The 14,423-nt window shown below is 33.2% G+C and carries 14 protein-coding genes; 10 read left to right on the forward strand and 4 right to left on the reverse strand.

Going from position 1 to position 14,423, the window contains the following annotated elements:
- Window positions 1–302 precede the first annotated feature (302 nt).
- Window positions 303–911: a DNA-3-methyladenine glycosylase gene (locus tag HMPREF2658_RS11205; RefSeq protein WP_000348297.1), complete on the reverse strand. Its 609-nt coding sequence runs from the start codon at window positions 909–911 to the stop codon at window positions 303–305.
- A 398-nt stretch (window positions 912–1,309) separates the two neighbouring features.
- Between HMPREF2658_RS11205 and HMPREF2658_RS11210 the strand changes: the two genes are divergently transcribed.
- The 6 genes from HMPREF2658_RS11210 (at window position 1,310) to HMPREF2658_RS11230 (ending at window position 5,880) form a co-directional block, all read left to right on the forward strand.
- The gene (locus tag HMPREF2658_RS11210; RefSeq protein WP_000436828.1) at window positions 1,310–1,930 is read left to right on the forward strand and encodes a DUF805 domain-containing protein; all 621 of its coding nucleotides are present in this window, start codon (window positions 1,310–1,312) and stop codon (window positions 1,928–1,930) included.
- 232 nt (window positions 1,931–2,162) lie between these two features.
- Window positions 2,163–3,062 (forward strand): ABC transporter ATP-binding protein, encoded by a 900-nt coding sequence (locus HMPREF2658_RS11215; RefSeq protein WP_000524843.1) that lies wholly within the window; start codon window positions 2,163–2,165, stop codon window positions 3,060–3,062.
- Entirely contained in the window at window positions 3,055–4,287 is a 1,233-nt protein-coding gene (locus tag HMPREF2658_RS11220) for an ABC transporter permease (RefSeq protein WP_000548695.1), read from the forward strand. The genes HMPREF2658_RS11215 and HMPREF2658_RS11220 overlap by 8 nt, the downstream gene beginning before the upstream one ends.
- Window positions 4,271–4,456, forward strand: a complete 186-nt coding sequence (locus HMPREF2658_RS14380; RefSeq protein WP_001789152.1) for a hypothetical protein — start codon at window positions 4,271–4,273, stop codon at window positions 4,454–4,456. The genes HMPREF2658_RS11220 and HMPREF2658_RS14380 overlap by 17 nt, the downstream gene beginning before the upstream one ends.
- Window positions 4,457–4,504: 48 nt before the next feature.
- A complete protein-coding gene (locus tag HMPREF2658_RS11225; RefSeq protein WP_000966698.1) occupies window positions 4,505–4,831 on the forward strand; it encodes a YnfA family protein in 327 nt (108 codons plus the stop codon).
- Window positions 4,832–4,860: 29 nt separating this feature from the next.
- Window positions 4,861–5,880 (forward strand): aldose epimerase family protein, encoded by a 1,020-nt coding sequence (locus HMPREF2658_RS11230; protein ID WP_000634685.1) that lies wholly within the window; start codon window positions 4,861–4,863, stop codon window positions 5,878–5,880.
- 235 nt (window positions 5,881–6,115) lie between these two features.
- Here HMPREF2658_RS11230 and HMPREF2658_RS11240 read toward each other — a convergent pair whose 3' ends face one another.
- The gene (locus tag HMPREF2658_RS11240) at window positions 6,116–6,769 is read right to left on the reverse strand and encodes an MOSC domain-containing protein (RefSeq protein WP_000623445.1); all 654 of its coding nucleotides are present in this window, start codon (window positions 6,767–6,769) and stop codon (window positions 6,116–6,118) included.
- Window positions 6,770–6,938: 169 nt separating this feature from the next.
- On the opposite strand from HMPREF2658_RS11240, the gene HMPREF2658_RS11245 reads away from it, so the two are divergent.
- Window positions 6,939–7,625, forward strand: a complete 687-nt coding sequence (locus tag HMPREF2658_RS11245) for a ribose 5-phosphate isomerase A (protein ID WP_000655867.1) — start codon at window positions 6,939–6,941, stop codon at window positions 7,623–7,625.
- 65 nt (window positions 7,626–7,690) lie between these two features.
- On the opposite strand, the gene sdpC is transcribed toward HMPREF2658_RS11245, so the two are convergent.
- The gene (sdpC, locus tag HMPREF2658_RS11250; RefSeq protein ID WP_000794465.1) at window positions 7,691–8,950 is read right to left on the reverse strand and encodes a lysostaphin resistance protein LyrA; all 1,260 of its coding nucleotides are present in this window, start codon (window positions 8,948–8,950) and stop codon (window positions 7,691–7,693) included.
- Window positions 8,951–9,227: 277 nt separating this feature from the next.
- Between sdpC and hutG the strand changes: the two genes are divergently transcribed.
- Window positions 9,228–10,163 carry a formimidoylglutamase gene (gene hutG / locus HMPREF2658_RS11255; protein ID WP_000277979.1) on the forward strand — a complete coding sequence of 312 codons (936 nt, stop codon included), beginning with the start codon at window positions 9,228–9,230 and terminating at the stop codon, window positions 10,161–10,163.
- Between the two features lie 252 nt (window positions 10,164–10,415).
- On the opposite strand, the gene HMPREF2658_RS11260 is transcribed toward hutG, so the two are convergent.
- Window positions 10,416–11,300 (reverse strand): LysR family transcriptional regulator, encoded by an 885-nt coding sequence (locus tag HMPREF2658_RS11260; protein WP_000691839.1) that lies wholly within the window; start codon window positions 11,298–11,300, stop codon window positions 10,416–10,418.
- Window positions 11,301–11,459: 159 nt separating this feature from the next.
- Between HMPREF2658_RS11260 and hutU the strand changes: the two genes are divergently transcribed.
- Together hutU and hutI are read left to right on the forward strand one after the other, a co-directional pair.
- The gene (gene hutU, locus HMPREF2658_RS11265) at window positions 11,460–13,121 is read left to right on the forward strand and encodes a urocanate hydratase (RefSeq protein WP_001226821.1); all 1,662 of its coding nucleotides are present in this window, start codon (window positions 11,460–11,462) and stop codon (window positions 13,119–13,121) included.
- Window positions 13,121–14,359: an imidazolonepropionase gene (gene hutI / locus HMPREF2658_RS11270; protein WP_000998769.1), complete on the forward strand. Its 1,239-nt coding sequence runs from the start codon at window positions 13,121–13,123 to the stop codon at window positions 14,357–14,359. The genes hutU and hutI overlap by 1 nt, the downstream gene beginning before the upstream one ends.
- Window positions 14,360–14,423 lie beyond the last annotated feature (64 nt).

Raw genomic sequence — 14,423 nt, forward strand, 5'->3', positions numbered from 1 at the left:
AAATAAGCTTTTATATGTAAGCGTTATAAAAGGGCACTTTTAACATTATACATGCAATAAATCAATATTTCTAGTTTTTGAAAATAATATCAATAATATTAATGTATCTAAATTTAATAATTATAAATAATTCTATTGTTATATTTTAAAATTAAGAACAAGTTCAAAAAGAGGAGATGAATCAAAAAGTATGATGGATACAAAGAAAAACAATCAACCCATCCGCATGTTGACGGCACGATTGATTGACTTATAAGGAGATAGATTTCATTTTCATGATAGTAATCAATGAAAGATGACATTTATTTCCAAGTATCTTCGGGAAACATACAATCTGATTTACGCATGCGAGACACAAATGGATTACCTTTCACTGTGTAACGTAAAGATTTATGTGTCCAATCACCTTTATTTGGAATACCGATTCGTGGACTAGCAATAATATCTTTAGGATATTTACGATTCTTAGTATCAATAGACAATCTACAGTCATTTAACGTAGCGCCATCGATAGCCCGTGGAATGTTAAATGCCTTAGTCCATTTTCCTGGGCCATTCGTTACCTCGTAGCCTTTCTTACCTCTGTTACGGAACATAGCGGATAAACCGTCTTCTGGTTCAATTGCACGGATAAGTACGCCTTCAGGTATACCTTCAGATTTTGTTACAAAATTAATGAGTAAATGCGTATGCATGACATGTGCATAAATTGTACCACCACGTTTATATAATGACGTAACTTTAGGTGTTATTTTACCACCATAGCCATGAGCCGCACGATCATTCAAACCTAAGTATGCTTCCGTTTCCACGATGTAGCCTGTATACGTTTGAGTGGTATCCTGATAAATCACTTTGACACCTAATAAGTTTTTAGCAATTTGTCTTGTATCATTATTAACGAAATCCATAATATTCTCCTCACAATTATATGATTAATTTAAATAAAAATGAAAAAGATATTTTTATTGTGGTAAATGTTTGTTAAAATAGTATTGTTAAGAATTATAAAAATGTAAAGTATATACTTTGTTATGGAATATTTTATTTGCATAGATTGAGACTCTTCTAAACGTGAACATTACAGTGTGACATATTTTTAGTATAGTTAACGAAGCGTTGACTTTCAAATGAGTCTCCATATAGATGCGTACTTGTAGCGGGTTTTCATTTAACTAGTGATGAAATATAAAGTTCATTTTCCAAAGTGAATGACGATTGAAATGAAGTGGCTTGATAATGAATCTTGTAAATTATAACGGTAATAATAATTAAAAATATAAATATGATTAACGAAAGGGAGATTACAATGGAACAATTACCTCAAGTAGGTTTTATGAAATCATTCGTATTATTTTGGAAAAATTATGTAAATTTTAAGGGGAGATCAAGACGTAGTGAATATTGGTATATGATGTTGTGGCATTTAATATTTATACTTCCTGCTTTCTTCGTGTTCTTTATGGGAGCAGTATTTGTGGGTATAGGTGATGAAATAGATGCTAAAGTATTATCTATGTTTGGTGTGATGATATTAATACTTACAGTTATATATATGCTTCTTTATTCTTTAGCAACCTTTATTCCCAATTTGGCATTAAGCGTCCGAAGATTCCACGATATATCAAGAACAATGGTATTGCCTATTATAATGTGTGCATATAGTATTGTATTCTCTATAGTGGTGCAGTTTATCGAATCATATTATGATAATGATTTTATGTTTATGCCAATTGGAATTGTTATTTTGTTAGTACTTCTATATCTTATTTATTTTGGACTTACAGTTACAATGATAGTATTCCTATGCTTTGACAGTAAGCCGGCAAATAAATATGGCGAAAGCCCAAAATACCCATCTTCAATTAAAAATCAACCAGTGACATCTGAAACACCGAAAAAACCGGAAGAAACAGATAATCAATTGTAATGATATAGATATCTCAGCAGATTGTTGCTGGGATATTTTTTTTACCAATAAGGCAATAAAGGCATGGAAAAAAGCATATCTAGCGCTCATGATACTTAACATGCAAAGAAGATACTATTTAAATATTTCAATTTCAGAAATTTTAAAAATAAATTCACTTTAAAAATATTGTATTTATAGAGAATAGAAATGTTATATTAAGATAAATACATATTGTTTTAGGAGGCAAAAGATGGGACTTGTAATTGAGCATGTTACGAAACGTTTTGGTAAGATGACGGCAGTAAATGATATGTCATTAGAGTTAGAATCAGGCAAAATGTTAGGTTTTCTAGGAAGAAATGGTGCAGGTAAAACAACGACATTTCGTATGATTTTAGGCTTAAGTGAACCAACTGAAGGACACATTACGTATAACGGTAAAAAACTAGATAAAACAATGTACAATCGTATTGGTTATTTACCGGAAGAACGCGGTTTACATGGGAAATTGACAGTTGAAGAAGAATTGAAATATTTGGCAACTTTAAAGGGAATGTCAAAAACAGAAATACAACAGCAAATATGGTATTGGCTTGAGCGTTTTGATATTACTGAAAACCGTAAAAAACGAATTGATAGTCTATCAAAAGGGAATCAACAAAAAATTCAGCTGTTAGCAAGTATGTTACATAAACCAGAATTACTAATATTAGATGAGCCTTTCAGTGGTCTAGACCCAGTTAATGTTGAGTTATTAAAAGAAGCAGTTAAAGACTTAAATGATTGGGGCAGTACAATCGTTTATAGTTCTCACCGTATGGAACATGTTGAAGAATTATGTGATGATGTTTGTATTTTAGATAAAGGTCAACTTGTTGTTTCTGGTGATATCAATCATGTACGTGCATCTAATGGTAACAAGAAAGTTGTCATTGAATCAGAAACAACACTACCAGATTTAACACACATTAGAGGCATCATTCATAGTGAAAACATGAAGCAAGGTCTTCAATTGACGATTGAGAATGAAGACGTAGCCAAAGATATTTATCAAGTTGTGGCACATCAAGGTTATGTTAAACGATTCCAAGTTGTAGAACCATCATTACAAGATATATTCATTGAGAAGGTTGGTGGCAAGGATGCATAAGTTTTGGGCGACATTTACTTTGACATATATCAAAAAAATTAAAGCTAAATCATTTGTAATTTTTATGATTATCATTGCTGCCTTAATGATTGGCCTATCTAACATTGATAAGATTATTAACATGTTTGATGATGGTCCAGATAAAATTGGTGTAGCGGCACCGAATGAACAAATATATAAGGTTTTCAAGCAACAGGCGAATACATTTCATAGTGATGCTAAGTTTACTAAAGTTTCTATAGAAGATGCTGAAAAAGAAGTAAAAAAACATAAACTTGATAAAGCTTATATTATCAAGGTGAATCAAAATCGCTCGTTACAAGGGACAATCATTAGTGAGAAGCGAGTAAGTCATGAAGATTTACAAAAAGTACAAGCACTGCTTACAGCTATTCAAACAAATATGGTAGCCGGGGAATTAAATATCAACAAAGAAGACTTACAAAAATTACAAGCACAAAGTAAAGTTGATAATAAGGTGATTTCTAATGATGAAGTCGATAAAGTATCAGAAGGACAAAAGATTTTCAACTATGCTTTAGCTTATGGCATTATCTTTCTAATGTTCTTTATTGTTTTAAATTATGCATCTCAAATAGCTATGGAAATTGCTAGTGAGAAAACATCACGTGTCATTGAAATGATTATTACAAGTATTTCACCAATCCAACATATTTTCGCTAAAATTTTAGGCGTTATAGCAGTTGCCGTGACTCAGATTATTTTAATTGTATTGATGGCAGTTATATGCATTTTTGCCTTTGACTTAAAAGACTTGCTACAAGGTTTTAACGTGGAAATGAATCAATTGTCTTGGCAAATTATTATTGTCGGAATTATAAGTAGTATTGTTGGAATTATGGCGTATGTATTACTTGCAGCCATTCTCGGATCATTAACATCTAGAATAGAAGATTTAAATCAATCTTTGATGCCACTGACATTACTTGGTATGATTGCATTTTATATCGCGATATTCACGATAAATAATCCTGATGGGCAACTTGCTTTAATCACAAGTTATGTTCCGTTTTTAGCGCCATTTCAATTAGTTGTACGCGCTCAAACTTCAGGGCTTCAAATACATGAAGTCATCTTAAGTTCATTAATCTCAATTGTAATGGTAGCTGTCTTGATATGGATTGCAATTAAAACATATAAAGATTCAGTACTTACATTTGAACGTGGCTTATTTAATTCAATGAAACGTGTATTTAAAAAATAAAATTGATGAGAGTGACACACATTTATCATATAAAATGATGATGAAAGCGTGTTACTCTTATTTTTTTATATTTAGCTATAGAATAATGTCTAAAAAAGTGTACAATATGAATGTGAAAACGAACTTTTTAAAATGGGAATGTGAAGTAAGAAGAAATGTAAACAAATGATATGTAGCCGAAAGATTATTGGTAGCAAATGTGTGATGGAGTGATTTCATGTTATATCCGATTTTTATATTTATATTAGCTGGCTTATGTGAAATAGGTGGGGGATACCTGATTTGGCTGTGGCTTAGGGAAGGACAGTCTTCACTTGTTGGGCTAATAGGCGGTGTGATACTCATGTTATATGGAGTCATTGTGACATTTCAATCATTTCCATCATTCGGAAGAGTATATGCAGCATATGGTGGCGTATTTATCATCATGAGTTTGATTTTTGCGATGGTCGTAGATAAACAAATGCCAGATAAATATGATGTTATCGGTGCAATCATTTGTATTGTAGGTGTTTTAGTAATGTTGCTGCCCAGCAGAGCTTGAACACTTGTGGTTAGAAGGGAGAAGTAAAAATGATAGTTGAAGTTGAGCACCAAAGACAAGGTGTAGATTTAATCAAAATTGATAATGATGAAACTAAAATTATTTTTACGAATTATGGAGCAAGAGTAGTGTCTTGGAAATATCATGATAATAATATTGTTCTTGGAAATGTTGTTGAAGCGGATGAATTTTATCATAGTAATCCTTTTAAATTTGGTGCTTCTATAGGAAGATATAGCGGTAGAATTGATAATGCTAAATTTAAGTTGAAAGGTAAAGAATATCAGTTAGAAAAAAACAACGGCGAACATCATTTACATGGTGGATGTCATGGTTTGGACAATAAGTTATTTGATTATGAAATTAGAAATGAAATTGCTCAAATTAAAGTGATATTTAAGACGGTGTTGAAATCAGCTGATGATCATTTCCCGGGTGATATCGATGTGACGATTACACATATTTATGATGCGGATCACCAATGGTCGATTGAATACGAAGCAGTTGCATCAGAAGACACATTGTTTAGTCCTACGAATCATGTGTACTTCAATTTGAATCGAGATAATAATGTCGTTGATAATCATCGCATTTCAAGTAATCAATTAGATATGTATGTATTAGATGAGCGAAATATTGTTACAGGTGATATTCTAGATTTACATGAAGTGTTTGAAGATAACAAGATAAAATTGAGTGATATTTTTACATCACAACATGCGCAATTAAGCCAACAAATGACACGTTTTGGTGGTCTCGATCACCCATTTACAGTTGGTGAACATAAAATGTATGTTGAAAATCATGAATTTATGTTAGAGGTCGATACAGATATGCCTCATGTTGTATTCTTTACTTTTAATCAGCCTGATGAGTGGGATAGTCCATTTAATATTTATAAACCACATTCTGGTTTTACATTAGAAACACAATTTTTACCAAATGATATTAATTTATATGGTGAAAAAGCACCGTCAATTTTAAAAGCTGGTGAAGTGTTCAATTCGAAAACAAGTTTCCGTATCGAAGAAAAAGTAGAAAATGATTAAAAGTATCGGCATTTATATAATATTTATGTTATTTGGCGGAATTTTGAATAGGTTATCAAGAATCGTATCAAATGAAGTGACATCATTAATATACAGTTTGAAATAAAGAAAATATATAACATAAAAAAGGAATCAATAGCATCAGTAGTTATAGATAAGACTATTATACAAACGATGTGTAAGTTGATTCCTTTTTGTTTTGAAAAGTTCATTTAACACTTATAATGAAAGGTAATTATTTCAATGTTCTGTTATACATTTTTTGAAGTTTATCGCGTCTTGTTGGTGACAGAAATGGATTGTTTAGTGCATATCGTAACATATCTTGATTTTGTCTATCATTATAATATAGGTCATTAAGCTGTTGTACAGATAAACGATGTTCGATTGGTGCTTCTTGTATTAAGTAAAGCTGATCATTTGGAGATACATAGCCTTGTTTTAATACCCGGAAATAGAAACCTGTTTTACCAGATGTAGACATGCGCTTCACTAAATCAGGAATATTATATTTTGCTTGAATTTTCCAGCATGGTTCTCTAATTTCAGAAACCTCAATTAACGCTTCACCTAAACGATATTGATTACCAAAGTAAACATCAGATTCGTCTAAATAATCAAATGTTAAATTCTCTCCAAACATCGCATGAGTAGGTAGTGAAGGTAAATCATCTTGATACAGTGCATAGTTATGTTTACTAAACCCACAAACTGCTTTATGTGGCCCACCATGATCTTTATAAGCCTGTTCATCACCAGTGAAACCAGTTGAAGATAACCATGTTGTTTGTGAAATCTTAGTTTTATCTAAAGCAGAGCGCATCGGTCTTTTCGAGCTATAAGGCAAATCTTGGATTTTTCCTGTCGAAATTGCGTGAATTGATATCATATCATTCTCCTTAACGTTAAGTTAAAGTATATTGTACTATAAAAAATTTTTAGAATTGTAAATTCTGATTGATATGTTTAAAAAATGTTAGAAATAAGGGTATGTTAATTTATACGAGTCATGTAAAATATGAATTGAATAGATTACATAAATATGGGAGGCTACCTTCATGAAAGATGTCAAAGCACTCAAGTTAATGACATTAAATGATGTTTTAAGTCAAATCAATGGTGACATGACGCTGGGAATTGGTACAGGAAGTACAATGGAATTACTCTTACCTCAAATGGCGCAACTAATAAAAGAACGTGGTTACAATATTACAGGTGTATGTACGTCAAATAAAATTGCATTTTTAGCAAAAGAACTAGGTATTAAAATATGCGAAATCAATGATGTTGATCATATCGACTTAGCCATTGATGGTGCTGATGAAGTAGATCCATCTTTAAATATAATTAAAGGTGGCGGTGGTGCGCTGTTCAGAGAGAAAGTGATAGATGAAATGGCATCGCGTTTTGTTGTGGTTGTCGATGAAACGAAAATGGTTCAATACTTAGGTGAGACGTTTAAGTTACCAGTAGAGGTGGATAAATTTAACTGGTATCACATATTACGTAAAATTGAATCATACGCTGATATAAAAGTAGAACGCCGTGTAAACGAAGATGTCGCATTTATAACTGATAATGGCAATTATATTTTAGATTGTAAGTTACCAAAAGGAATTGACCCATATAAGTTCCATGAGTATTTAATTCATCTGACAGGTGTGTTTGAGACAGGATACTTCTTAGATATGGCAGATCAAGTTATTGTAGGCACTCAAGAGGGTGTTAAAATTTTAGAAAAATAATATATAGTATAGAAAAGCGCTTGCTAGCATCATCTTCTTAAGAGGTGCTAGCAAGCGCTTTGTTATTATTTGTTTTTATCTGAAGATTGTTCTTCAGTTTTTTCGATATGTTTTTCTGCATCGATTACAACTGATGAACGTCTGTCTTCTTTATAAGTCGCAGGTTCTTTTAATGATTGCTCTGTTTCATCTTCGTTTGAATCGTTTGTTAAATCGTCACTTTGTGGTGCATGTTTAACTGATTCTACTGATTCTACTGACTCCGAAGTGATGTCATGATCTTCATCATGATTAGATTCAGTTTGATTATCTATGTGATGTTGAGATTCTGTTTTTTCAGTACCTTCATGAATGCTTGGTTCGTCAGCCACTGTATTTTCAGTATCATTTTTAGCAATACCGATCGTTGATGCAGTAGCTACACCTGTTTTTTCAACATCTTTAATATTTGAAGAAGATTTTTCAGCCTCAGTATGATTAGTTTCTTCATCGTCATTGACATGGTCTAAATAATTATTAGGCTCAAGTTCTTCAAGGTTTCGTCTAGTTGTTAAATAAGCAATACCTCGAATAATTAAGCTTAAACCAATGTATCCTACTGCAACGATTGCTGTTGAAATGGCGATGACTTTGATTGAAAATAGATCGCCGATTTCTTCGCTAAACAAGAAAATAAGGCCAAATGTCATTGAAGCATGGAATGTTGTTGCGATGTAAATCGTACGTCCTTTTGTAGCTCTAATTAACTCACCTAGAATCATTGAGAATGAGAATGTGTAAAGGAAATTATAAGCTGCAAATTCTGTACCGTAAGTTGTATTTGCTGAAAATACAGAGTACATTAAACCAACAACTATGCTTGCGAAGAACGTATTCATTTTCGTTTCGACAATGTTTTGTAAATATGAACGGAAACCAAATTCTACGACGAATGCCATTAAAATATGACCAATTAAGATATGTGTAATGGGTACTGATAAGCCCGTTGATTGTAATAAGATAAAACTATCAGCAAATGTATTAAAGCTGTACATACCTATAATTAAAATGATTAAAGGTAAAATCAGAGCGAGTAAAATACGTTCGATGACTTTTAAGCTGATTGAGAACTTTAAACCAGCAAGCTGAACCTTTTTATATTTGAAAATAACTATACAAATGATTGCAGCTATTAATGGTGCTAAATCTGTAACTTCAAATATAAAGTGTTTGACACCAATGACAGACTGGAAATCTCTAAGCATAATGGATAACGCCATTGTAATAACGAAAAAGACGAAGATCGTCATTGCCCATTGAAAACCAGAAATTTTATTGTTTTTCATTATATGTAACCTCCATTAGGTAACAAGCAAAATATCATTTTGTAACAATTATACATATTACAAGCCGTGAGTTAAATTGTCTGTGCTAATATTAATGAAAATGTAATAGTCTTGACGTATTTTATTAACATAAATCGCTTTCGTGTTCGTTAGTGAATAGAAAATAGGGGTAAAAGGTATATAGATAAGTACTTTTTAATTATGAATTGAATTCAAAATTTGTAGTACGTTATACTTTAATTGTTAAAAAGCCACATAAATAAGAGGGGGAAATGCTGTGTACAAGCAAGGTGAACCAAATTTATGGACTGGAAGGTTAGATAGTGAAACAGACCCGAAAAAATTCAGGCATTTTCAAACAGTGACATTTGAAGATTTGTCGAAATTGGAAAAAAGTAGTACACCATCAGGGGTTGGTATATTAGGCTATGCTGTTGACAAAGGTGTTGCTTTAAACAAGGGGCGCATTGGTGCAAAAGAAGGACCAGATGCGATTAAACAAGCATTTGCAGGTTTGCCGGATTTGAATCAATGTGAAACTTTAGTCGATTACGGAAATGTTTATCATGATCATGAGGAATTAATTGATACTCAAAAAGAATTTGCAACACTTGCAGCGAAGTCAATTGTTAATCATAGACAAACGTTTTTATTAGGTGGTGGACATGATATTGCGTATGCTCAATATTTAGCAACACGTAAAGTCTATCCAACACAATCTATTGGTGTGATAAATATTGATGCGCATTTTGATACACGTGCTGAACAACAATCTACATCTGGAACGAGCTTTAGACAAATTTTAGAAGAAGATGATAATACAGATTATCTAGTGCTTGGTATTTCGCAAGGGGGTAATACGCAAAGTTTATTTGATTATGCTAAAGAGAAAAAGATTGATTATGTCTTTGCAGATGAATTATTGAGTCACGTATCACCAACAATTAAAGATATGATTGAACGTTTTGTACATGAACATGATGTCATTATGTTTACGATTTGTATGGATGTCATTGATAGTGCGTTTGCGCCTGGGGTAAGTGCGCCGGCAGTGTTAGGTTTGTATCCACATACTGTTCTTGAATTGGCAAAACGTATTATTCCAAGTGATAAGGTGTCTTCAGTTAGTATTGCTGAGATGAATCCAACATATGACGCTGACAATAGAACTGCAAAGCTTGTTGCTAATTTAGTGCATCATTTTTTAAAATAATTAAAAATATTTATATGTGACGAAATTTGCATTGAAGGGCAGAATGTGAGTATTTCGTAATAGAAGTTATATTAACGTTGATATATTTGAAAGATAATTGCAGTAAGAAGACTCTTAAGTTGTAGTCATCTTACTGCTTATTTATGTTTGCTGGTCTGAATTTAATGATTTATACATGGAAATCATAAAATTGGTTATGAAATTATTATACAGTTGACTGCGCAACTGCATAAGAGGCTCTAATAACTTAAGTTAAAGAGCCTCTAAAAGTCCATATAAATAATCTTGGCATTGTTGTACGAATGTATGTACTTGTTCGGAGTGTTTACGCTTTTTATGATAATTGATATAAATTTTTCGGCCTAAGTTTGGACGAATTTTTTTATATTCTAAATTGGACGTGTGAAATGATTGGTAATAAAATCTCGGAATGATAGCGTAACCTAAGCCAAGATGAACAAATCCAACTGCTGATTCGAATCGATCTGTTTCTACAACGACATTTGGACGAATATTTCTTCTATTAAAATAGTCATCTAAGTGTTTGCGCACTTGAGAATTTTTGTTTGGCAATATGAGTGGCAAATTTTCAACATCTACCCAATTTTGATTTTTAAATGTTTCTTTGGGTGCTAATAAAATGTAAGATTCCTCATATAAAGGAATGGATCTTATATCTTCGTGGGTTATTTTTTCATTTGTTATAGCTAAATGAATATTAAAATTCAGTAATTGCTCTATAGATTGGTGTTTGTCATGTATTTCATATAAACGATATTGCTGTTCAGGGTAGTCGGAATGGTGCTTTCGAATTAAATTCGCAATCCATTGATTCGTAGATTCAAGAGTCCCAATTTTTATCCTTGGTTCTGATGTAACGCTTAAATCATACATTTTTTCCATCGTGGATCGATATTGTTGAACTAATTCGCTCGCATAACGATAAAACTGTATTCCTTTTTCGGTAATCTTGATGTCTTTTGTTGAACGTGTAAATAAGTCATAACCTAAATCTGCTTCCATTTTTTTAATCGTAGCAGTTAAAGATGGCTGGCTAATATGTAAAAATTGTGCAGCTTTAGTAAAACTATTATATTTCACGATAGCCAAGAAGTATTCTAACTGAATAATTTTCATGTATTTTGCTCCTTTTATTTATAGATTCAAGCTATGGATAATTAGTTTATTTATATTTGTTGGCTATATTTTAACATACTATAATGAATATTGAAGATAATGATGTAAGCGTTTTAAATTCAGTGGAATTAACTTCTAAAAAGAACAGGAGCGAATTTTATGAGAAAAATTCAAGCAAAAAAAGGTTTGAGTATTGAGTGTAAAGGTTGGGAACAAGAAGCAGTACTTAGAATGTTATACAACAATTTAGACCCAGAAGTTGCTGAAAGACCAGAAGATTTAGTTGTTTATGGTGGTATTGGAAAAGCAGCTCGTAATTGGGAAGCTTTTGAAGCAATAGAGAAAACGTTACGAGAATTAGAATCAGATGAGACAATGTTAGTACAATCAGGAAAGCCAGTTGCTGTATTTAAAACACATGAAGAAGCGCCACGTGTATTAATTTCAAATTCAGTATTAGTGCCTGAATGGGCAAACTGGGATCATTTTAATGAATTAGATAAAAAAGGTTTAATCATGTATGGGCAGATGACAGCCGGTAGTTGGATTTATATTGGTTCTCAAGGTATTGTGCAAGGTACTTATGAGACATTTGCCGAGCTAGGTAATCAACACTTTAATGGAGATTTAGCAGGCACTGTTACACTAACAGCAGGTTTAGGTGGTATGGGTGGTGCGCAACCGTTAGCAATTACTATGAATCATGGGGTAGCAATTTGCGTGGATGTTGATGAAACACGTGTTGATAAGCGAATTGATACGAAATACTGTGATGTTAAAACAGCTGATTTAGATGAAGCATTAAAATTAGCAGAAGAGGCGAAAGAACGTGGAGAAGGATTGTCAATCGGGTTAGTTGGAAATGCTGTAGACATCCATCAAGCGATTCTAGAAAAAGGGTTTGAAATTGATATTATTACTGACCAAACAAGTGCACATGACCCGCTAAATGGATATGTGCCACAAGGATACTCTGTAGAAGAAGCGAAAGTATTACGTGAAAAAGATCCGAAAAAATATGTTGAACTCTCACAAGCTTCAATGGCAAAGCATGTTGAATTAATGCTTGAATTCCAAAAACGTGGCGCTGTAGCATTTGATTATGGTAACAATATTCGTCAAGTAGCCTTCAATAACGGAGTGAAAAATGCTTTTGACTTCCCAGGCTTTGTACCAGCTTACATTAGACCATTATTCTGTGAAGGTAAAGGGCCATTCCGCTTTGCTGCGTTGAGTGGTGATCCAAAAGATATCGAGCGTGCGGATGAAGAAATGCGCAAACTTTTCCCGGAAAATGAAAAGTTATTAAGATGGCTTGATTTAGCTGAAGAAAAAATCTCATATCAAGGACTACCATCACGTATTGCTTGGTTAGGCTATGGAGAAAGAGCGAAAATGGGCTTAGCTTTAAATCGTCTTGTACGCGATGGTGAAATTTCAGCGCCAATTGTGATTGGACGAGACCATTTAGATGCTGGTTCAGTTGCTAGTCCTAACCGTGAAACAGAAAGTATGAAAGATGGTAGTGACGCGGTTGGTGATTGGGCTGTATTGAATGCACTAATTAACACAGCTGCAGGTGGTTCATGGATTTCATTCCATCACGGTGGCGGTGTTGGCATGGGATATTCACTTCATGCGGGTATGGTGGTTGTAGCAGATGGATCAGAGCGTGCTGAAAGAAGATTGGAACGCGTATTGACGACTGATCCAGGTATGGGTGTTGCCCGACATGTTGATGCTGGCTATGACATCGCTATTCAAACAGCTAAAGAAAAAGGTATTCATATTCCAATGATTGATAAAGCAGGTGATAAGTAATGAATGATTTAATAATTAATCATATAGCAGAATTAATTTTACCGAGATCAACAGATAAACCTTTGAAGGGTAAGGAATTAGATGAATTAAATGTTGTGAAAAATGGAACAGTTGTCATTAAAGATGGCAAAATTGTATATGCTGGAACACATACAGATGACTACGATGCGACTGAGACGATTGATGCTAGTGGGAAGGTAGTGTCCCCAGCATTAGTAGATGCACATACACATTTAACATTTGGTGGATCTCGAGAACATGAGATGTCATTAAAACGTCAAGGTAAGTCTTACCTTGAAATATTAGAAATGGGTGGTGGCATATTATCTACCGTTAATGCTACTAGAGAAACATCCGAAGATGACTTGTTTAAAAAAGCAGAGCATGATTTGCTTACTATGATTAAACACGGCGTGCTTGCAGTTGAAAGTAAGAGTGGTTATGGATTAGATAGAGAAAATGAACTGAAGCAATTGAAAGTGTCTAATCGTTTAGCTGAGAAATATGATTTAGACATGAAACATACTTTCCTAGGGCCTCATGCTGTACCTAAAGAGGCAAGTTCAAATGAGACATTTTTAGAAGAAATGATTGCGTTACTTCCGGAAGTAAAACAATATGCAGACTTTGCGGATATTTTCTGTGAAACAGGTGTATTTACAATAGAACAATCGCAACATTATATGCAAAAAGCAAAAGAAGCAGGTTTTAAAGTGAAAATACATGCGGATGAAATTGATCCGTTAGGCGGACTGGAATTAGCAATTGATGAACAAGCAATATCAGCAGACCACTTAGTAGCTTCAAGTGATAAAGGAAAAGAAAAGTTGCGAAATAGTGATACTGTAGCTGTCCTCTTACCTGCAACGACGTTCTATTTAGGTAAAGAAGATTATGCAGATGCAAGAGGCATGCTTGACAATAACGGTGCGATTGCATTAGCAACTGATTATAACCCTGGTAGTAGTGTCACAAACAACTTACAACTTGTTATGGCGATTGCAGCCTTGAAATTAAAGCTATCACCTAATGAAGTTTGGAATGCTGTTACGGTCAATGCTGCTAAAGCAATAGACATTAACGCGGGTACAATTAACACAGGTGATAAGGCTAATTTAGTAATTTGGGATGCACCAAATCATGAATATATTCCATATCATTTTGGTATCAATCACGCAGAAAAAGTTATTAAAGACGGTAAGGTCATCGTAGATAACACATTATCTTTTAAAGCATAAAATAATTAGAAAGCTCTAAGCATTGATTTACACTAATGTTTAGAGCTTTTTGTGATTTGTGAAA

The sequence above is a fragment of the Staphylococcus sp. HMSC062H10 genome (genome assembly GCF_001836945.1).
In the GTDB taxonomy this organism is placed as follows: domain Bacteria; phylum Bacillota; class Bacilli; order Staphylococcales; family Staphylococcaceae; genus Staphylococcus; species Staphylococcus aureus.

Bases quoted from the DNA above. Each gene is read 5' to 3' on its own strand.
- HMPREF2658_RS11245 (WP_000655867.1), top strand. From the start codon at position 6,939: ATGAAAGATGTCAAAGCACTCAAGTTAATGACATTAAATGATGTTTTA.
- HMPREF2658_RS11225 (WP_000966698.1), top strand. From the start codon at position 4,505: ATGTTATATCCGATTTTTATATTTATATTAGCTGGCTTATGTGAAATA.
- HMPREF2658_RS11210 (WP_000436828.1), top strand. From the start codon at position 1,310: ATGGAACAATTACCTCAAGTAGGTTTTATGAAATCATTCGTATTATTT.
- hutI (WP_000998769.1), top strand. From the start codon at position 13,121: ATGAATGATTTAATAATTAATCATATAGCAGAATTAATTTTACCGAGA.
- HMPREF2658_RS11230 (WP_000634685.1), top strand. From the start codon at position 4,861: ATGATAGTTGAAGTTGAGCACCAAAGACAAGGTGTAGATTTAATCAAA.
- HMPREF2658_RS11260 (WP_000691839.1), bottom strand. From the start codon at position 11,300: ATGAAAATTATTCAGTTAGAATACTTCTTGGCTATCGTGAAATATAAT.
- sdpC (WP_000794465.1), bottom strand. From the start codon at position 8,950: ATGAAAAACAATAAAATTTCTGGTTTTCAATGGGCAATGACGATCTTC.
- HMPREF2658_RS11205 (WP_000348297.1), bottom strand. From the start codon at position 911: ATGGATTTCGTTAATAATGATACAAGACAAATTGCTAAAAACTTATTA.
- HMPREF2658_RS11240 (WP_000623445.1), bottom strand. From the start codon at position 6,769: ATGATATCAATTCACGCAATTTCGACAGGAAAAATCCAAGATTTGCCT.
- HMPREF2658_RS11220 (WP_000548695.1), top strand. From the start codon at position 3,055: ATGCATAAGTTTTGGGCGACATTTACTTTGACATATATCAAAAAAATT.
- HMPREF2658_RS11215 (WP_000524843.1), top strand. From the start codon at position 2,163: ATGGGACTTGTAATTGAGCATGTTACGAAACGTTTTGGTAAGATGACG.
- hutU (WP_001226821.1), top strand. From the start codon at position 11,460: ATGAGAAAAATTCAAGCAAAAAAAGGTTTGAGTATTGAGTGTAAAGGT.